This window comes from Treponema sp. UBA6852 (genome assembly GCA_002449305.1).
Lineage (GTDB): Bacteria > Spirochaetota > Spirochaetia > Treponematales > Treponemataceae > Treponema_D.
The window spans coordinates 38,385-58,224 of sequence record DKDI01000004.1 but is presented as its reverse complement, the minus strand read 5'-3'; the positions used below and the strand labels follow the sequence as shown (position 1 = coordinate 58,224).

General features: G+C 37.5%; 16 protein-coding genes. All 16 read left to right on the top strand.

Going from position 1 to position 19,840, the window contains the following annotated elements; genetic code table 11:
- Positions 1-72 precede the first annotated feature (72 nt).
- The 16 genes from B3209_RS00700 (at position 73) to B3209_RS00625 (ending at position 19,623) form a co-directional block, all read left to right on the top strand.
- Positions 73-723, top strand: a complete 651-nt coding sequence (locus B3209_RS00700; protein WP_296689370.1) for a DUF4194 domain-containing protein — start codon at positions 73-75, stop codon at positions 721-723.
- Positions 680-3,928 carry an ATP-binding protein gene (locus B3209_RS00695; protein ID WP_296689369.1) on the top strand — a complete coding sequence of 1,083 codons (3,249 nt, stop codon included), beginning with the start codon at positions 680-682 and terminating at the stop codon, positions 3,926-3,928. Before B3209_RS00700 ends, B3209_RS00695 begins: the two co-directional genes overlap by 44 nt.
- Positions 3,918-5,099 (top strand): Wadjet anti-phage system protein JetD domain-containing protein, encoded by a 1,182-nt coding sequence (locus B3209_RS00690; protein ID WP_296689367.1) that lies wholly within the window; start codon positions 3,918-3,920, stop codon positions 5,097-5,099. The genes B3209_RS00695 and B3209_RS00690 overlap by 11 nt, the downstream gene beginning before the upstream one ends.
- 104 nt (positions 5,100-5,203) lie before the next feature.
- Complete coding sequence (locus tag B3209_RS00685; RefSeq protein WP_296689365.1) at positions 5,204-5,881, top strand: DUF3990 domain-containing protein; 678 nt, start codon at positions 5,204-5,206, stop codon at positions 5,879-5,881.
- Entirely contained in the window at positions 5,862-6,494 is a 633-nt protein-coding gene (locus B3209_RS00680) for a helix-turn-helix domain-containing protein (protein ID WP_296689363.1), read from the top strand. The genes B3209_RS00685 and B3209_RS00680 overlap by 20 nt, the downstream gene beginning before the upstream one ends.
- A gap of 268 nt (positions 6,495-6,762) precedes the next feature.
- On the top strand, positions 6,763-8,544 hold the full coding sequence (locus B3209_RS00675; protein WP_296689361.1) for a type I restriction-modification system subunit M: 1,782 nt from the start codon (positions 6,763-6,765) through the stop codon (positions 8,542-8,544).
- Positions 8,545-8,982, top strand: coding sequence for a DUF4869 domain-containing protein (locus tag B3209_RS00670; RefSeq protein ID WP_296689360.1), 438 nt, complete (start codon positions 8,545-8,547; stop codon positions 8,980-8,982).
- Positions 8,979-9,965: a hypothetical protein gene (locus B3209_RS00665; RefSeq protein ID WP_296689357.1), complete on the top strand. Its 987-nt coding sequence runs from the start codon at positions 8,979-8,981 to the stop codon at positions 9,963-9,965. Before B3209_RS00670 ends, B3209_RS00665 begins: the two co-directional genes overlap by 4 nt.
- Before the next feature lie 43 nt (positions 9,966-10,008).
- Entirely contained in the window at positions 10,009-10,401 is a 393-nt protein-coding gene (locus tag B3209_RS00660) for a virulence RhuM family protein (protein ID WP_296689356.1), read from the top strand.
- A gap of 13 nt (positions 10,402-10,414) precedes the next feature.
- Entirely contained in the window at positions 10,415-11,815 is a 1,401-nt protein-coding gene (locus tag B3209_RS00655; RefSeq protein WP_296689354.1) for an RNA-binding domain-containing protein, read from the top strand.
- Positions 11,816-11,861: 46 nt separating this feature from the next.
- Positions 11,862-13,151, top strand: coding sequence for a restriction endonuclease subunit S (locus B3209_RS00650; RefSeq protein WP_296689352.1), 1,290 nt, complete (start codon positions 11,862-11,864; stop codon positions 13,149-13,151).
- 112 nt (positions 13,152-13,263) lie between these two features.
- Positions 13,264-14,511 carry an AAA family ATPase gene (locus B3209_RS00645; RefSeq protein WP_296664345.1) on the top strand — a complete coding sequence of 416 codons (1,248 nt, stop codon included), beginning with the start codon at positions 13,264-13,266 and terminating at the stop codon, positions 14,509-14,511.
- 55 nt (positions 14,512-14,566) lie between these two features.
- Positions 14,567-15,130 (top strand): RloB family protein, encoded by a 564-nt coding sequence (locus tag B3209_RS00640; RefSeq protein ID WP_296664346.1) that lies wholly within the window; start codon positions 14,567-14,569, stop codon positions 15,128-15,130.
- Positions 15,131-15,138: 8 nt separating this feature from the next.
- Positions 15,139-18,225 (top strand): type I restriction endonuclease subunit R, encoded by a 3,087-nt coding sequence (locus B3209_RS00635; protein ID WP_296664347.1) that lies wholly within the window; start codon positions 15,139-15,141, stop codon positions 18,223-18,225.
- A 74-nt stretch (positions 18,226-18,299) separates the two neighbouring features.
- Positions 18,300-18,551 (top strand): DUF2442 domain-containing protein, encoded by a 252-nt coding sequence (locus tag B3209_RS00630; protein ID WP_296664348.1) that lies wholly within the window; start codon positions 18,300-18,302, stop codon positions 18,549-18,551.
- A 130-nt stretch (positions 18,552-18,681) separates the two neighbouring features.
- Positions 18,682-19,623, top strand: coding sequence for a hypothetical protein (locus tag B3209_RS00625; protein WP_296664349.1), 942 nt, complete (start codon positions 18,682-18,684; stop codon positions 19,621-19,623).
- Positions 19,624-19,840: the final 217 nt, after the last annotated feature.

The following is a 19,840-nucleotide window of genomic DNA, read 5'->3' as shown; positions in this document are numbered from 1 at the left end:
TTGCCGCTTGCAATGAGCGGCAGCGAAGGGTGGACGTAGCGGCCTTGCAGGGCAAGGTGGTGCCCATAATTTATGTTTGAACAGCTTGAAGTAATCGGAAATTCTAATTCTCAAAAGGAAAAGTTTTCAAGGGCGGCAAATAATCTTTTGAATCACTGCTTTATCTTGAAGAAAAAAGAGGATGCGCGTCAGGATTACATTTATATAAAAGACAATAAAGAGCAGTTCAGGATTGTTTTTGATTTGTTTGGCTACGACCTTCGGATTGATGAAGATATTGGGCTTATTTCAATTTCAAACCGGAATGGAACTGGGCGGCTTCAGTTTACAAAATTTGAAAGTATTATGTTTTTGATTCTAAAACTTTTATATCTGGAAAAAAGAAATGACCTTTCAACAAACGGAGACAATGTAACTGTAACAATTCAAGAAATCCGCGACAAATACAATCTGCTGAAAGTTAAAAATAAACAGAAACTTGACAAAGGCTCAGAAAGACAGATTATTGCTCTTTTTAAACGCTACAACATCATCAGAAATCTGACTTCTGATATAAGTCAAGGTGAAACTCGGATAGAAATTTATCCTTCGATTATGATTGCTATTCCAAACGAGGGAATTACGCATTTGTATGAAAGTGTAAAAGAACGGCTGGCGGAATATGAAGTAGGAGATGAAAATGCAGATGATGCAGAAGACTTTGCAGACGAAGAAGCTGAATAGAGTTCGGCTTTTAAACTGGATGTATTTTGGCTATGAAACATTTCCTATAAATCAGGGCTCGGTCTTAATCAGCGGAGAAAATGCCGCCGGAAAATCTACTGTTCTTGATGCGATTCAGATGGTGCTTACAGGAAATTCTTCAAAGTTCAATAAAGCTGCCAATGAAAATTCAGACCGTGACTTAAAAAGTTATGTCCGCTGCAAAATCAATACAACAGAAAAAACTTTTCTGCGCGAAGGAAATGTGATAAGCAATATTGCTTTGGAATTTTACGAGGAAAAAGAAAACCGCTGGTTTATAATTGGAGTTCACATAACTTCTGGAAATGAAAATGAATCGCCTAGCAAAAGGTGGTACATAGAAAACGGAAAACTGGATGATTTTTCTTTTTTAACAGAAGAAAACAAACCTGCGATGGCTGAAGAATTCCGCAAAAATGGAGAAAAAGTCCGTTATATAAAAACTGTTTCTGAATATAAAGAAAATCTCAGGCACAGGCTTGGAAATCTTGAGGATAAGTTTTTTGAGGTTCTGCTAAAGGCATTGGCATTCCGTCCTGTTGATAACGTAAAGGATTTTATCAACAAATATGTTCTTTCAGAAAAAAATATTGATGTCCAGTCGCTCCGTGAAAGCATTGATACTTTGAATGAATTTGAGCAGACATTAAAAAAGGCTAAGAGGGAACGTGATTCTCTTGAAGAAATTTTTGCCCGGTACACGGAGATAGAAGAAAATGAGCACAATAAAAAAGTAAACGATATGCTCCTGAAAATTATTGACAGGGATTTTCTTGAAAAGAAAAAAGAAGATGGCTTAAGCCAGATTCGCATTGATACGCAAAAACTAAAAAACAAGGCTTCAGAAAAAGAAAATATTGAAAAGCAACTTAAAGAAATAAATGCTAAGCTGGTTCAACTGCGACAGACTTTTGAAGATACTGATTATCATAAACTAACAGAAAAATTGCAGAATTCAATTAATAAACTGTCAGAAGAAAAATTAGATGAAGAAAATCGGAAACAGCAGCTTACAGACTATTTAAGATTTTTAAACAATTATCTGAATATGTTCATAAAAATAAAAGATATTCCTGTAAGCGCGGATGAAGTGAAAAATATCGGGCTTGCCGGCGATGAAAATCAAAAAGCAGAAACTGTTGAAGAACTGGAAGTTTTTGTCAAAAAAGAAATTGAAGGCATCCGTGAAAATAAATATCTTGCAAAAACTGAACGTGAAACAATTTCCCAGAAAATCGCTGTGCTTGAAAAAGAAATAGAAGCTTTGGAGTCTAAAACAATTCAATTTTCGGAAGAAACAGAACGCTTAAGAGCTTGCATACAAAAAGAATTTGAAGAGAAAGGAATTGACTCGCCTGTTTACATTTTTGCAGAACTCTTGTCTATTACAGATAAGCAGTGGACTAATGCTATTGAAGGTTACTTGAATACGCAGCGTTTCTATCTGATTGTAGAGCCTGAATATTACAATCTTGCGCTGGAAATTTATAACGCAAATAAGAAAAGCTACAATCAGGGAATAATAAACTTTAGAAAACTGCCGGAAGTTGAGCCAGATTCAAATTCTTTGGCTATGCTTGTGCAAACTGAAAACCGTTTTGCAAGATGCTATGCAGATTATATTTTAGGAAATGTCATCTGTTGTGAAAGACTTGAAGAACTTGAAAATTATCCTTCGGCAATCACAAAAGACTGCATGGTTTATAAAAATTATGTTTCACGCAAAATAGATCCTAAGATTTATTCAAAGCCATATATTGGAAAAGACGCAATTGAAGTTCAGTTAAGAAATGCAAAATCGCAGAGAAAAGAGTTGCTTGAAAAACTTCCTGCTTTGCGAGAAAAGCTTAATGTTTTTAATCAGATTGAAAATTCTTATGACCATGTAAATTTTGATATGCTTAAAAATTACATGGATGCGCCAAATAAACTGGAATCTGTAACTATCCGGCTGAAAAAAGAAAAGGAAGAATTTGATAAAATCTCAAAAAATCCGGATATTATTGAACTTCAAAATCAGATTACAGAATATGAAAAAATTGAAACAAATTTATCAGCTGAAAAAGACAAATTAACTGGCGATGAAAGAAGTTTGCAGGATAAAATCAGCACTGCGGAAAATACTTTGCATGAAATAGACGCGCAGCTTGAAAACAAAAAGAAAGAGCTTTCGGGTTTGCAGGATTATCAGGCGGCGACATATAGCGAGGCTTTTGAAAAGTATCAGGGGCTAACAAAAAAGGATGATTTGCCGGCAATAAAAGAAAATTACACAAGGCAGAAATCAGTTTATGATAACCGTGCCAGCCGGCTTCTTAATGGCGAAAAGAATTTTATCGGTCTTTATCAGATGCAGAGCAAATACAATTCGGATTTCAGCAAGGATTTTATTTCTGGGCTTGAAGGCTTTGAGCAGTTCAAAAATCAGTTTGATAAATTAAATGGCTATCAGATTGTCTATTATGAGGAGTCAATCCGTTCTGCCCGCGATAAATGCGAAGATATTTTTAGAAATGAATTCCTTTCAAAAATGAAGGAATCAATTGAAAGCGCAAAATATGAATTTGATAATCTTAAAAAGGCACTTAAAGATATTAAGTACGGCGAAGATACATACAGATTTATTCTTACGCCGAATTCTCAAAAAAGAAATCTTTATAACATGATTATGTCTGATGATAATTTTGGAAGCGAAAATCTTTTTACCGGAAATTTTGAGAGCCAATATAGGGAAGAGATTGAAGAACTTTTTACAAAAATCAAGGCGGGCGATTCCAGCGACCAAGCTGTCCGTGAATATACCGATTACAGAACTTATCTTGATTATGATATTGAAATCACCAAGAAAAATGGAACTGTTCAAAAACTTTCTGCAAAGGCAAAAAGCAACAGCGGCGGAGAATCCCAGGTTCCTTTTTACGTAATTATGGCGGCTTCTCTTAATAATATTTACAAGAATAATAATTGCGTCCGTCTGCTTTTACTGGATGAAGCATTCAACAATATGGATGAGCAGCGGATTTCAAGTGTGATGAAATTTTTCAATCAGCTTCAGTTCCAGACAATTCTAGTTGCGCCTTCGCCAAAGATTCAAGACATTGAAGAAAATGTAGATTCAGTTCTGACCGTTATGCGCGAAGATACCATAAGTTTTGTAGAGGATTTCAGATATTATGGCGACTAAAATTGAATCAAAAATTCTGAACGCCTTGCTTGATTCTTATGAAAAAAGCAAGACTTTTATCGGAAAAAACAAAAATCAGCAGACATTTAAAATTTCTGTTGCTAGGCTTTTTCCAAAATACGACGATGATTCCGACTTCGCCTTTTATAAAGAAATCAACACAAATCTTGAGTCGCTAAAAAGAAAAGAGCTTATATCATATAAAGCAGAAAGAAGCGGAAAAATAAAAACTGTTTTTTTGGAGCAGAATTCAATTCTGGAAAGTTACAAGTACATAAACAGAATTCCAAAAGCTGATACAAATAGTTTGCTGCTTAAGCTTTGGGCAGAATATGAAAAAAATGATGAAATCTATGTTCCGCTTCTAAAATATATTCACGAGCAAAAAAGTCATCTTAAGGAAAATAAGAACATTCAGTTTTTTGATGGAGAACTCTCTGAATATAAAGATATTCTTTTGGCTGCAAAGGCAATTCTTGAGAACCAGAATGAAATATTTATCCGTGAATTTTCTGTAAAACTTTTTAATAATTCCAAAAGGCTTGAATCAATTGAATCATCTGTGCGTTCTCTTCTATATAATTATGGAGAATATGATGACAAAGAAACCGTTTTGGAAGAACACAATATTATAAAAACCCCGACTTACGTAATGTTAAAAGGAAAAGGAATTTTAAATCTTGGACAGAAAATTGATTTGGAAAAAATCAGCGGAGACATAGGACTTTCAACCCAAAGTCTGCGGGCTCTGCTTTCCGTGGAGCTGAGAGGCGCTTCTGTAATCACAATTGAAAATCTAACGAGTTTTCACAAATATCAGCCGAATAATGAACTCGTGATTTATCTTGGCGGATTTCATAATTCTGTAAAAAGAGATTTTATAAAGCTAGTTTATAAATGCAATCCTAAAGCAAAATTTAAACATTTTGGCGACATAGATGCCGGCGGATTTTATATTCTTGAGCATCTTAAAAATAAAACAGAAATTGATTTTGAGCCTTTTAATATGAACATTGAAACCCTTGAAAAAAACAAAGCTCATTGGATAACACTTACAGCGAATGACAAAAAACGGCTTTGCAATTTGGCAGAAAAATTTCCAGATTACAAAAAAACTGCTGACTATATGCTTGAAAACAACTGCAAACTCGAACAGGAAGGGGAAGCGTAAGTATAAGATTTGTGAGTTTGTTTTTTGAAAGTTGCTGAAAAAAAACAATTCATAGACTATAAACTTTTCTTGAAAAACTACTCCTATAAGAGTATCATATAACAATGAAAAAGAAGATTTATCATGGTTCAAATAAAATTATAGAAAAACCCATTTTTGGCTTTGGAAAGGCAATAAACGACTACGGATTAGGATTTTATTGCACGGAAGAGCTTGATATGGCTAAGGAATGGGGCGTTTCAAAAAATTCAAACGGATATGCAAATATTTATGAGCTTGAAACCGGCGGATTGACTGTCTTGGACTTGAATTCTGAAAAATATACAATTCTTCATTGGCTTGCAATTCTTCTTGAAAACAGAATTTTTGATATTGGCTCGGCTCTTGCACAGGAGGCAAAAAATTATCTCCTGAAAAATTTTTCTGTTCCTTACAAGGATTACGATATTGTTACTGGCTACAGGGCAGATGACAGCTATTTTTCATTTGCGCAGGATTTTATAAACGGAGCAATCTCTGTCCGCCAGCTTGGAAACGCCATGAAACTGGGAAAGCTAGGCATTCAAGTTGTCCTGAAAAGCAAAAAATCCTTTGACACAATAAGATTTATTGGAGCTGAAACTGCCGATTATTCAGAATGGTTCGCAAAAAAAGAATTGCGGGATACAAGCGCGCGACGTGAATATTTTGATGTTGAGCGGAACAAAAGGCAGCGCGGAGACTTGTATATTGTCCAGATTCTTGACGAGGAGATAAAAGCCGATGATTCACGCCTACGATAAAACCTATCTTTCAAAGGCTCAGGGCAATCTTGGCTCAATGCTCGATTTTGCTGTCTACGACTTGAAAGAGAAGTTAAGCGGATTTTATAAAAAGTTTCTTTTGTCTGAAATTTCAGCCAGATTTGAAAGAGGCGAGTCATCTGTGATTGCAGGAAAATCCGGTGTTGAGCTTGCTCTTGAAATTGCCGGTGATTTTTCGCTTGCAAAAAAATACCGTCCGGCCGCGAACAAAAGTTCTGAATACTGGGCTGGCTGGGCGTTGGCATATTTTCAATGGCAGACAAATTTGACATTCAAGAAAATAGATTCTCTGATACCGATAGAAGAGATTCTTGGAATGTACAGCCCGTATCATGAGATGGATATTTCTCATTTCTGCGGAAAAATGGCAGAGCTTTATAATTCAAGGAAGCAGAGCACGAATCTAAAATTGCAGAGGCAAACGGCGGAATTTTCGCAGAAAGAACTTTCAGAAATTTCTGGTGTGCCGCTGCGCACAATTCAGCAGTACGAGCAGGGCCAGAAGAATATAAATTCAGCAAAGGCAGAAACCGTGCTGAAGCTTGCAAAAGCCCTTGAATGTTCCGCAGAAGATTTGATGGAAATAGACTGATAAATCAAGCTGGTTTTTCCGCTTAAAATCCCATTAAAAATAAAGTAACTAAGTTGCCCGAATAAAGTAACTATATTTCAAAATATAGTTACTTTATTTTAAAATATAGTGACTATATTTGCCTAACATAGTGGGAATATTTTTACAGATTTCCCCCTGCCTATGGCCGCATTAAAATTGTTCAGCTGGCTTTGTTTTACAGGCTAAAATCGTGCTATAATAAAAATCTAAACACATTAAAAGAAAACAGAGATTCTGGAGTAATAAATTGACAAGCGATCAGATGATAAATAAAGTCGGCGGCAATATTCAGGAAAAAGCTGCCTTGATTTGGAACGTTGCGAACACACTGGTCGGACTTTACAAGCCTCATGAGTACGGACTGGTTATTCTGCCCATGTGCATCATAAAAAGATTCCATGACTGCCTTTTGCCGACCCATAAGAAAGTTCTTGAGACTTATGAAAAAATAAAGGCCCTTGAAGTAAAGGACGGATTCCTTTCAAAGGCTTCAGGCTACCAGTTTTATAACACAAGCAAGTTTACTTTTGAAACTCTTGTAGCTGACCCGCTCAACATTGCAGACAACTTTGAGGATTATATCAACGGATTTTCGGACAATGTAAAGGATATTCTGCACAGGATGAAATTTGAAGACCAGATAAAGACGATGAAGGAAGGCAAGGTTCTTTATCAGGTTATAAGCGATTTTAATTCAGCGAAAGCCGATATGTCTCCTGAAAAAATCAGCGCGATTGACATGGGCTATATTTTTGAAAATCTTGTCCAGAGGTTTTCAGAAAGCTATGACGAGGAAGCCGGAGCGCATTTTACCAGCCGCGACATCATTTACACCATGTGCGACCTTCTTGTTAGCGGAGACAAGAACGCCTTTGGCTCTGACGGAATAAGCAAGACCGTCTACGACATGACCATGGGAACAAGCCAGATGCTTACCTGCATGGAAGAGCGTCTAAGGCAGTTCGACAAGGATGCTGTGGTAACAAGCTTCGGGCAGGAATTCAATCCGTTTACATTCGGAATTGCAAAGGCAGACATGCTCATACGCGGAGGAGACCCGGACAATATGCAGTTCGGAGACACCTTGAACGACGATAAATTTTCCGGCTACACATTCGACTACATTATAAGCAATCCGCCTTTTGGAATCGACTGGAAAAAAGAAGCTTCTGACATTGAAAAGGAAAGCAAGCTTGGAGAAAAAGGCAGGTTTGGCGCGGGGCTTCCTCCAAAAAGCGACGGCCAGCTTCTGTTCATGCTGAACGGTGTTGCAAAGCTAAAGGAAACCGGGCGCATGGCAATCATTCAGAACGGCTCAAGCCTTTTCAGCGGAGATGCGGGAAGCGGGCAAAGCGAAATCCGCCGCTACTTAATAGAAAACGACTGGCTTGATGCGATTATTCAGCTTCCGAACGACTCGTTTTATAACACAGGAATCGCGACATACATATGGATTGTTACAAAAAACAAGGATGAAAAGCGGCTCGGAAAAGTCCAGCTGATAGACGCTTCAAGCTGCTACGAAAGCCGCCGCAAGAATATCGGCAACAAGCGCGTTGACTTGACGGCAGCCTGCCGCAACATGATTTTAAGGGCCTACGATGAATATTCTGACAAAGGCTATGAGGAAAAAACAGAAAACGGAAATTCAATCATCTGCAAGTCAAAAGTCTTGGACAGCGTTGACTTGGGCTATAACAAAATCACCGTGGAAAGCCCACTTTTAGATGAGAACGGGGAACTCGTAAAGGACAAAAAAGGCAAGGCCCAGGCGGACAGCAACAAGCGCGACTACGAAAATGTTCCGCTTGACGAGGACATAGACAAATATTTTGAGCGCGAAGTTCTTCCATATAACAAAGCCGCCTGGATAGACAAATCAAAGACAAAAGTCGGCTACGAGATTCCATTTACAAGAACATTCTATGTCTACAAGCAGCTTGAAAAAGCGGACGAAATTGCAAGCCGCATAGAGCGGCACGAAAAGTCGTTGATGGAAAAGCTTCGCAAACTGTTCGGGGAGGAGTAAATGCTGAACATAATATTCGGGAAAATCGACAATGTGATTTTTAACACTAGTGTTTTCTTTAAGAATTCTTATGAAGAAAGCTGGCTTTTGGAAAAAGAAACTCAGCAGATGATTCTTGATATTGACAAGTCAAAGGTTCTTGGAAACGGAGCGATTGAAAGTCCTGTGCTGGGAATCATTCCGCCGACTTCGCTTTCTGGCGGACTAAAAACTCTGATTTTGATTTCTCATATTTCAGATAAAATTTTCAATGCTTCAAACTGCGGCAACAACTGCGCCTCATGGCTTTTGAAAATCGGAAATGAAAAAGATGTTACTGTAAATCTTCGGCATTTGATGGATTTTGGCGACGGCAGTTTTGAGCTCAATGTTGTTAACAAAAATAAAGTTGTCCATTCAATGGATGAGCTTTTGGAAATTGCAGGAGATTTGTTATGAAAGGCAAATATTTTATTTCAATTTCCAACAGCAAAGTAAAGTATGAGTTTTCAATAAAACGAAACATCACGGTCATTCAAGGAGACAGCGCGACAGGAAAGACAACTCTTGTGGATATGATCCGCGAGTTCGAGCAGAACGGAGCAGACTCTGGTATTAATCTTTCATCTAAAAAAAAGTGCCGCGTTCTTGAAGGAAACAGCTGGGAAGAAAATCTTTCATTGATGAATGACAGCATTATTTTTATTGATGAGGGGAACCGATTTGTTGAAAGCGCGGATTTTGCCAAGGCCGTAAAAAACAGCGGCAATTATTATGTAATTGTTACAAGAGAAGGTCTTGATAATCTTCCTTATAGTATTGAAGAAATTTATGGAATCCATATATCCGGAAAATATGCGGATTTAAAACAGGTTTATCACGAGTTTTATAGAATCTATGGAAATAATAATTTTAATGATTGCAGAATTGAAAAAATCATAACAGAAGATTCAAATTCTGGCTTTGACTTTTTTAATGCGGTCTGCGGCGGAAAAATTATTTGCGAATCTGCAAACGGAAAATCCAACATATTCAAAAAACTTTTGCAGGCAAAGAATGAAGCAGTTTTAGCAATAGCGGACGGAGCCGCATTTGGCTCGCAGATGAATCTTGTAGGCGAACTTTTGAATAAACGAGAAAACCTTTTTCTTTTTGCTCCGGAAAGTTTTGAGTGGCTTATTCTCCAGTCTGATATTTTAAATGACAATGAAGTAAAAAAGATTTTGGAAAATCCAGAAAACTATATTGAAAGCAAGGATTATTTCAGCTGGGAGCAGTATTTTACAAAACTTCTTATGGAAAAGACAAGCAACACCTTTTTGAATTATTCAAAGAAAAAGATAAATCCGAATTACCTGACGGAAAATGTAAAAAGAAAGATTTTAACGTCTGATGCTTTGAAAATTATTTGGGAATCAATGACTGGAAAAAATAGGAATTAAGAAATATAGATGACTATTTAAGGGATAAAAAAACTAGGTATTTATGGAAAAAGAGATTGCGATTTTTAAGACAGACAAAGAAACGATAAATGTGGAAGTTATTTTTGAGGATGAAACTGTCTGGCTTACTCAGGAGCAGATGGCCGGTATGTTTGAAAAGGCGAAGTCCACAATAAACGAGCATATAAAGCACATTTTTGAGGAAGGCGAGCTTGATAGAGCAGTGGCTGTTCGGAATTTCCGAATGACCACAAGACACGGAGCGATTGAGGGAAAAACACAAACTCATGATGTTCTTTATTACAACCTAGATGTGATAATTTCCGTTGGCTACCGTGTAAAATCCCTGCGGGGCACGCAGTTTAGGCAATGGGCTACAAAAAGGCTGAACGAGTATATATTTGACAAGCAAATAGAGAACGCTGGAAAAAAGTAAGAGGGGAATAAAAGTGAAAAATGCCTTGCACGAATTACTTGATGAGCTTCGTTCTTTTGATACAGAACGTGAATGGTTTGAATTTAAAGAAAACTGGTTTGACCAAACGCAGTTGGGACAATATATTTCTGCTCTCTCGAATAGTGCCGCTATAGAAGGGCGAAAAAACGCTTATTTTGTCTGGGGAATTCACAATGATACACATTCTGTTACTGGAACAACATTTAACAGTAATATGGATATAAAAAATGAGCCGTTGAAGCACTTTTTAGCCCGTCAGATTACTCCCGATTTAAATTTCACTTTTAACGAAACTGTTTATGAAGGAAAGAAAGTCGTTGTGCTTACTATTCCAGCGGCAAAAACTGTTCCTACAAGCTTTGATAATGAAAGATACATAAGAATTGGTTCTAGCAAGGAAAGCCTTAGAAAATATCCGGAAAAAGAATCCTATTTATTCGAAGTGCTCCGGCATGGATTTCCGACAATAGAAAATACACCGTCAAAATATCAGGACTTAACTTTTGAAAAACTCTTCATTTATTATGGAGCAAAAGGAATAAAACTTAATGCCGAGACTTTTAAAAAAAATCTGAATCTTCTGACAGAAGATGGAAAATACAATATTCTAGCACAATTACTTTCCGATAACTCGCAGATTCCTTTTAGGGTCGCAATTTTTTCGGGAAAAACAAAGGCAGATAAAATGTATTCCATTAGGGAATTTGGGTATCAGTGCATTCTGTATACTTTGGAAGAAGTGCTTCGCTATGGAGATGTTCTTAATATTATTCAGGCTGATGAAAAAGAGCGGATTGTAGAAAGAAAAGAAGTTCCGCTTTTTGAAAATGATGCGTTCAGGGAAGCTGTTATAAATGCTTTTGTTCATAATAAATGGGTAACAGAAAATGAGCCGATGATTACAGTTTTTTCTGACAGAATTGAAATTCTTTCAAGAGGTGTTCTGCCTCCGGAGCAGACAATTGAAGGCTTTTTCAGAGGAGAATCAATTCCTGTAAACAGAAAATTGTCAGAAATCTTTTTGCAGCTGCATATCAGTGAAAAAACAGGCCGTGGCGTTCCAAAAATTATCAGCATATACGGCAAAGATGTTTATGAATTTCATGAAAATTCAATTCTTGTAAAAATTCCTTTTAACTGGATTAATGATATGGGTGATAAAGTGGGTGATAAAGTGGGTGATAAAGTGGGTGATAAACTGAATAACACACAGCTGAAGGTCTTGTCAGAAATCAGGAATAATCCAAGTGTTACAAAGCCTGAGCTTGAAAAAATAGTAGGAGTTGGAAAAACCACTATAGACAATGCAATTTCTGCCTTAAAAAAGAAAGGCATGATAAGCAGGGCGGGCTCAAACAAGAACGGATATTGGAACGTAATGGCAGAAGACTGATTTTCAAAAAGAATGATTTGGATTCAGTAAAAAACAGGATAAAGCAATGAAAGACAGCGGAATAGATTGGATTGGAAAAATCCCGGATGAGTGGACGACAAGGCAAATTAGATATTTGTTTGAAATTCGAGATGAGCGAAATTATAAACCTCTTTCTGAAGTAAATCTAATTTCAGTTTATACAGATAAAGGCGTTTTGCAGCATAACGATATTGAACAGACCACAGGAAATAAAGCACAAAATGCCGATGGATATAAGCATGTTTATAAAAACGATTTAGTTGTAAATATAATTCTATGCTGGATGGGTGCTTTGGGAATATCTGATTTTGATGGAGTAACAAGCCCTGCTTATGATGTTTATTCTCCTAAAAACTTAGATTTAATCTTTCCGAAATATTATCATTATTTATTCAGAACTCCACAATTTAATGGAAAATGTTATACAGAAGGTCGTGGAATTATGCAGATGCGGTGGAGAACTTATTCTTCAGAATTTAAGTCTATAAAAGTACCTTTTCCTCCGCTTTCCGAGCAGACAAAAATCGCAGGCTTTCTTGACAAAAAATGCTCGGAAATTGACTCGATAATCGAGGAGTCAAAAAAGTCGATAGAAGAGTACAAGGCATGGAAGCAGTCCGTTATTTTTGAGGCGGTTACCGGGAAAAACTTAAGCTGCAAAAAGAAAAACAGCGGAATTGAATGGCTCGGCGAGATTCCGGAAAATTTTACTATTACAAGAATAAAACATATTGCAACTTTAGCAGGAAGAATTGGTTGGCAAGGTTTGACTTCACAAGAGTACTCCGATGAGGGCTGTTATTTAATCACAGGTATAAATTTTAGCAATGGAGAAATCAATTGGGAATCATGTGTGCGTGTCCCATATTCCAGATGGGAAGAAGCCGCTCAAATTCAAGTTAATAATGGAGATTTGCTAATTACAAAAGATGGAACAGTCGGAAAAGTTGCAATTGTAAACAATATGCCTGATAAAACTTCTTTAAATAGTGGAGTTTTATTAATTCGACAGAATAAAAAAGTATGTTCAACTCGTTTTTTATTTTGGATTTTGCAGTCTAATATTTTTTGGAAATGGTTTAATTATATAAATGCTGGAAATAGTACAATTATTCATTTGTATCAACATGATTTTTCAAATTTTAGTTTTCCAAATCCAAGTATAAAAATTCAAAATGAAATTTCTAATTATTTAGATAAAAAATGCGCCCAAATCGATTCCCTTATTTCAGAAAAACAGTCGCTCATAAAAGACCTTGCCGAATACAAGAAATCCCTGATATTTGAAGCCGTAACCGGAAAAAGGAGAGTGTAAAATAGAATTACTATCACTGTTTATTGTTAAAAGTAATTGAATTTTTGCGTAAATTTTGCAAAAATGGTGTTAATTTTTGCTTTTTCTGGCGATAATACAGAAGAGGTTTGTTATGATTATTGATTTTTCCATTGCAAATACATATTCAATCAGTGAGAAGCAAACGGTTAGTTTTCAGCCTTCCGGTTATGACGAGGCGGATTCTCTTCACTATATTGAAGTTGGGGGAACAAAGTTATTGAAAATGGCCTGTGTTTACGGGGCGAATGCCGCAGGCAAGTCAAATATTGCGCTTGCGCTAAGATTTTATCTTAACTTTATGATTTATTCTTTCTACAGCAGCAGGCCGAATTCAGAGATTCCTTTAATTCCTTTCCTTTTTACAGATGAGCAGATGGACTCTATTTGCGGAGAATTTGATTTGAATTTCTTTGTGTTGAGCAGCGAGGAAAGCCGGTATGTGAAATACAGCTACCGCTTGAAAATGAACCGTAAAAAAATTGTAGAGGAGTCATTAAGCTATTATCCTAAGAAACTTCCTAGGCTTATATTTAACCGCACAGAGAATAATATCGAATGGGGAAGCTCCGTAAAGGGCGCTAAAAAGTCTGTTGAAGATATTGTTATGCCGAACTGCACTGTCATTTCTGCCAGCTCTAAAACAAATCTTACAGTAATCAAGGATGTGTTCACTTATATTGCAGCTAGGTTTAAAGATTATATCGGAATTTTCCCGGACGGAATTTCTCAAGATATTTTAAAAAGACTTGATGAAGACGATTCGTTCAACAAAAAGGCTGTCGGTTTTTTGTCGTATTCAGATTTCGGCTCAATTTCCAATATTAAGGTTGAAACTGCAAAAAAAGAAAGTGTTAATCCAAATGATGATACTGCGGAAAAAAATGTAACTCGCCGCGCGACAGTTTTTCATCAATATAATGGCAGAAATTATCCTTTGCCTTTGGGCTTTGAGTCTTCCGGCACAATCAGACTGCTTGAACTTATAAAACCGCTCGTAGACTCTTGTGCAACTAGCATGGCAATAATCGACGAATTGGAATCTTCATTGCATCAGGATTTAGTTGAAGCCTTCTTGCGGTTATTTCTTGAATTGTCAAAAGACTCACAGCTGTTGTTCACAACCCACAATCAGGAACTGCTTGACTCTGGCTTGTTGCTGGATGATGAAGTCTGGTTTTGCGGCAAGACTGAAAAAGGAAACAGTGTTTATGATTCCATATCTGATTATTCAGGATTAAGGAAAGAAACTTCCAGAAAAAAACTGTATCAGGCTGGAAAATTTGGGGCCTTGCCTAATATTGATATTCAAAAGTTAAAGGATTTGTTCAATGGGCAGTAATATCAAATACAGAGCCAGAAAAAATAAGCCTGCTCAGAAGACAATGCTGCTGGTAGTGGAAGGCACAACAGAAAAGATATATTTTGAGCGTTTAAAAGGTTTTGAAAGATATTCTTCCTTGAAAATTCGGCCCGATCTTCCAAAGCATAGCAATTTAAGAACTTTATTGGATTATGCCAAAGAAGAGCAGAAATCAGGAGCTTATGATTATGTCTGGCTTGTTTTTGACAGGGATGTTCTGCTAACGCAAAAACTTCCGAAAGCGACATTGGACTTGATTAACAATCCTGACAAATTAAAGGGGCAGGGAATTGAAGTTGCAGATTCCATGCCTTGTTTTGAAGCATGGTTTTTATTGCATTATGTCCTGCCAAAACAGAATTATAAGAATCAAGATGTTTTAATAAAAGAGCTATGCAAATATATTTCTGGATATTGCAAGAAACAAGAATGGCTTGAAAAAAATGATATATATAAGCTCTTGAAGAATAATTTAAATGTTGCGTTAGAGAATGCAAAGCTATTGCGGGTTAGAAATCAAGATTCATATTCTGGTGATTATACTATGTGCAATGTGGATTTGCTTATTGATGAAATACAGAATTTGGGTAAAAAATAGGTTTAATTATGCCGGACACAGAAAAACAGTTTGAAGCAGACATTGAAAAATACTTAATCTCACAGGAAGGCGGCTGGACAAAATGCATTGATGCCGGCTACAGGGCCGGAAATGCCGACGGCTACGCGCTTGATATTGCGACCTTGATTGGATTCGTTAAGGATACTCAGCCAAAAGCCTGGGCGCGCTTTGAAAAAATGAATCCTGACAGCACGGAGCATAAGTTTTACCAGAGCTTTGAGGACGCGGTCAATAATGACGGAATGGTTTCTGTTCTGCGGCACGGATTCAAGCATTTGGGAATTGAATTCAAGGTGTGCTATTTTAAGCCGGAAAATGCGCTGAACCAGACTGCGCTTGAGCATTATAAGCAGAATGTGTGCCATTGTGTGCGCCAGTGGCATTATTCCACAGAAAACAATAACTCTGTTGACCTTATGCTTGCCGTGAACGGAATTCCGCTTGTTGCGGCCGAGCTTAAGAATCAGCTTACGGGGCAGAGCACGGACAATGCGAAAATCCAATGGATTAACGACCGCGACGCAAAAGAAAGCTGCTTCAAGTTCAATCACCGCGTTCTGGTTTTCTTCTGCGTTGATTTGTACAATGCCTTTATGGCGACAAAAAAGCCTGCAAAGGAAGACGATTTTCTGCCGTTCAATCAAGGCTCAAACGGAGCAGGAACTGACGGCGGCGCGGGAAATCCGCAGACTTTAGACGGCGACTATGTAACTTCATATATATGGAAAGAAGTTTTTCAGAAAGACAAGCTGCTGGAGCTTTTCCAGAAGTTCATTCATTTTGACAGGCACGAGGAAACTTTTATAAACGGCAATGGCAAAGAGGAAACTAAGCTTGTAAAAAGAATTATATTTCCGCGCTATCATCAGCTGGACGTTGTGCGTAAGATTATCGCCGATGCAAAGGAAAACGGCAGCGGAAAAAACTATCTGATTGAGCACAGCGCAGGCTCTGGAAAGAGCAACAGCATTGCCTGGATAGCTTACCGTCTTGCCTCTCTTTTTGATGACAATGACAGGCCGATGTTCAATTCTGTAATAATCATCACAGACCGCAAGGTTTTGGACCAGCAGCTTCAGGAAACTGTTTCCGGCTTTGACCACACGCTTGGAAGCGTAATCGCTATTGATGACAAGACCGAGGTGGACGGCGAGCGGAAATCGAAAGCCCTTAGAAATGCAATCAACGACGGAAAGCGCATAATAATCACAACCTTGCAGAAGTTTCCTGTTATCTACGAGCAGGTGGAAGGAACGGAAGGCAAAAAGTTCGCTGTTATTGTTGACGAGGCTCATTCAAGCCAGACTGGCGACAGCGCAAAGAAGCTTAAAATCGCGCTTGCAGACAAAACCGATGCTCTTAAGGAGTGGGAGGCAATAGAAGCGGAGGCTGAGGAAAAGTCAGATGACAGAGAGGACGAGCTTATAAGGGAAATGGCTTCCCATGGAAACCACAAGAATTTAAGTTTCTTTGCCTTTACCGCCACTCCAAAAAACAAGACGCTTGAAATGTTCGGCCAGAAGCAGACAGACGGAAGCTACAGGCCGTTCCATATCTATTCAATGAGGCAGGCCATAGAAGAAGGCTTTATCATGAATGTCCTTGAAAACTATACGACATATAAAAACTGCTACAAGATTATTCAGGAATCTCCGGATGATCCGCAGGTCTTTGCGTCAAAGAGCGCAAAACTTATCAGGCGTTATGAAGAGCTGCATCCGCATAACCTGCAGCAGAAAGCGCAGATTATTGTTGAAACCTATATGGACAGGACTCGAAACGCGATCAACGGACGCGGAAAAATGATGGTTGTTACCGCAAGCCGCCTTGCTGCCGTCCGCTATTTTCATGAGATAAAACGCTACATAGAAAATGAGGCAAAAAAAGACGAGGCGTATAAGAACCTTGAAATTTTCATAGCGTTTTCAGGAAGCCTGAAAGACCCGGAAGACCCTGCCGAAACGGAATACAAAGAAAGCTCGATGAACAAAGACCATAACGGAAATTCTGTTTCAGAAGCGCAGACAAAGCAGGTTTTCCATAACGAAGGAAACATTCTTATTGTAGCGGAAAAATATCAGACAGGATTCAGCGAAAGCTATCTTCATACGATGATTGTTGACAAGAAGCTCCGCGATGTAAAGGCTGTGCAGACTCTTAGCCGCCTGAACCGGACTTGCGACGGAAAGGAAGACACTTTTGTTCTGGACTTTGTTAATACAAAAGAGCAGATTCTTGAGGCGTTCCAGCCGTATTATCAGACAACAGAATTAAAGGAGGAGCTGAATAAAAACCTGATTTACAAGACGCAGAAAATGCTGCGCAGCTACAAGATTTACAATGATGAAGATATTAAAAACGTTACAGACATCTATTTAAAAGAAAAAAAGAATCCTTCACGGCAGGCAATGATTACAAACGCCTTGAAGCCTGTTGTTGACGGCTACAACGGCCTTAACCAGGAGCAGCGTTACCAGTTCAGAAAACTGCTTCGCTCGTTTGTAAAATGGTACAACTTTATTGCCCAGATAATCCGTATGTTCTCCAAAGACCTGCACCGCGAGTATCTGTTCTGCAAGTATCTTGAAAAACTTGTTCCGCAGGACAAGGAGACAATGATTGATATTACGAGCAAGATTAAGCTTGAATATTATAAGCTTGAAAAGACATTTGAAGGCGCTGTTGAGCTGAAGAAAGAGAACGGCGTTATTGAGCCGCAGCGGATAAAAAACAGTGTGGGCGAAAAGGAAAAGAAAACTCCGCTTTCAGAAGTCATAAAAAAGATAAACGAGGAATTTGGAGCAAAATTTACAGAGCGCGACCGCGTTATTTTTGAGGATGTCTACAACACAATGAGGCAGGACAAGAAACTGATGCAGTCGGCGCGCTCAAACGGCCGTCAGATGTTTGAGAACAATATAATGCCCAAGTCGTTTGATGACACTCTCCAAAATTCATACATGGAAAATATGGAAGCGTATCAGTCCTGGTTCGAGGACAAGCAGAAATACGAGTTTATGAAAAAGATGATGGCTGAGGCCTTGTACAAGGCGTTTATAAAAACAGCAAATTAGTTGCTTTCCCCCTGGGAACTTGCAAAGAACAAGGAAAACTTGGTGAAAATTCTTCCTCTGCAATAGGATCTTTTATGAATTCTGTTTGGACTGTAAAAAATGTAAAACCTCTAAATGGATATAGATTGCTTCTCACGTTTGAGCAAGGCGTAAAAAAGATTTTCGACATGAAGCCTTATTTGGAATACCCGATGTACAAACCTCTTGCGGATGTTTCGTTGTTTAATTCTGTTTGTACTAATGGTCAGACTGCTGTCTGGAATGATGACATAGATATTGCGCCAGAAACACTGTACGAAAATGGAGTTCTATATATAGAAAACTGAATTTCCCCTGCAAATCCGCTAAAAATATGTTATAATTTTCTTTGAGAATGAAATTCTTAAATTGAAAGTATGCAAAGCAATGTCTGGAGAAATTATTGAACCTGATGATTAATAGCGTAGGAGAAAAATAATGAGATTTGCTGTTTACGGTTTCTTTTTTGAACAGGCATTTTCTTTCAATGGTTTTAATTTTGAACCTAAAAAATATCATTTGCCATTTTGGGACGAAGTGAAAGTTTCAAAAGATAAGTATCATTATAATCTTACAGGCTATATTGAAACAAATGAAACTGATGCAAATGAATTCATTTTTTATATGCAGCCTGTATTAACGTTTGTGCAGCAGCAAGATGTAATTATTAAGCTGATAAAAGATGAAAACTGTATAAGTGATTCGTATGAAGCTGATTTTGAACGACGAGGTGCAAGTGCCCCTTTTTCAATGTATTTTGATATTCAGAAAGAAATTGTAGAGAAACTTTATTTAAAGCTTATAGATAAAAATGACTTGTGTAATATGAAAAAAGGTTCTGTTTTTGACACTGAACATAATTCAGAATTTAGAAGTTTGGTTTACAAAGTTACAGAACCATTTCATATGCGCAGACCGTGTATAGAAATAACATATTTTTTATGTTTTTCTGGACTAGAAGCTTTTTGCAAGCAGTTTTTGAAATCATATTATCCTAATATAAAGATTGAAAAAGAAGCAGGCAGAAATATTGCGCAAATGCTTGAAAAACTAAATATAAACTATATCCAATTATATACTGCTGATATGAATTATAATTTGAAGAAAAAAGAATTTTCAAAAGAAGATTTTTTAAGATTATCGTTGTCAACATATTCAAATTTGAGAAATAAATTGTTCCATGAGAATTTGTTTGTTGCGGAAACTGAATCATCAAATATCAAGGATAATAATAAATATCCGAAATCTGAAGTCCGAATTACAGATTATGAATATTATCTGCGAAGGCTGTGCAATGCGGTTATTCTAAAATATATAGGCCTTCAAAATACAAAATTAGACTGTTCAAAGTGGCATACAAGATTTCCATTGATAAAGTAAAGAAATCCGCTGAAAATCAGAAAAGAGATTGAGTCAACGGCTTTTTCAAAAGTCAATGTTGTTACAGAAAGTTCTTTGGAATCTTCCTCTGAAGAAACTGACGAAAATGAAGTTTCCGCATAGAACATCATTCTAGTTTTTGCCGTCGGCGGAAGTTGCTGTTTGCAAGCTGCTTCTGCTGGCGGTGATTTTTTTTACTAAGGACATGCTATAATTT

What these genes read in the sequence shown, in the direction of transcription:
- B3209_RS00700 (WP_296689370.1), top strand. Translation starts at nt 73, where the DNA reads ATGTTTGAACAGCTTGAAGTAATCGGAAATTCTAATTCTCAAAAGGAA.
- B3209_RS00695 (WP_296689369.1), top strand. Translation starts at nt 680, where the DNA reads ATGCAGATGATGCAGAAGACTTTGCAGACGAAGAAGCTGAATAGAGTT.
- B3209_RS00690 (WP_296689367.1), top strand. Translation starts at nt 3,918, where the DNA reads ATGGCGACTAAAATTGAATCAAAAATTCTGAACGCCTTGCTTGATTCT.
- B3209_RS00685 (WP_296689365.1), top strand. Translation starts at nt 5,204, where the DNA reads ATGAAAAAGAAGATTTATCATGGTTCAAATAAAATTATAGAAAAACCC.
- B3209_RS00680 (WP_296689363.1), top strand. Translation starts at nt 5,862, where the DNA reads ATGATTCACGCCTACGATAAAACCTATCTTTCAAAGGCTCAGGGCAAT.
- B3209_RS00670 (WP_296689360.1), top strand. Translation starts at nt 8,545, where the DNA reads ATGCTGAACATAATATTCGGGAAAATCGACAATGTGATTTTTAACACT.
- B3209_RS00665 (WP_296689357.1), top strand. Translation starts at nt 8,979, where the DNA reads ATGAAAGGCAAATATTTTATTTCAATTTCCAACAGCAAAGTAAAGTAT.
- B3209_RS00660 (WP_296689356.1), top strand. Translation starts at nt 10,009, where the DNA reads ATGGAAAAAGAGATTGCGATTTTTAAGACAGACAAAGAAACGATAAAT.
- B3209_RS00650 (WP_296689352.1), top strand. Translation starts at nt 11,862, where the DNA reads ATGAAAGACAGCGGAATAGATTGGATTGGAAAAATCCCGGATGAGTGG.
- B3209_RS00645 (WP_296664345.1), top strand. Translation starts at nt 13,264, where the DNA reads ATGATTATTGATTTTTCCATTGCAAATACATATTCAATCAGTGAGAAG.
- B3209_RS00635 (WP_296664347.1), top strand. Translation starts at nt 15,139, where the DNA reads ATGCCGGACACAGAAAAACAGTTTGAAGCAGACATTGAAAAATACTTA.
- B3209_RS00630 (WP_296664348.1), top strand. Translation starts at nt 18,300, where the DNA reads ATGAATTCTGTTTGGACTGTAAAAAATGTAAAACCTCTAAATGGATAT.
- B3209_RS00625 (WP_296664349.1), top strand. Translation starts at nt 18,682, where the DNA reads ATGAGATTTGCTGTTTACGGTTTCTTTTTTGAACAGGCATTTTCTTTC.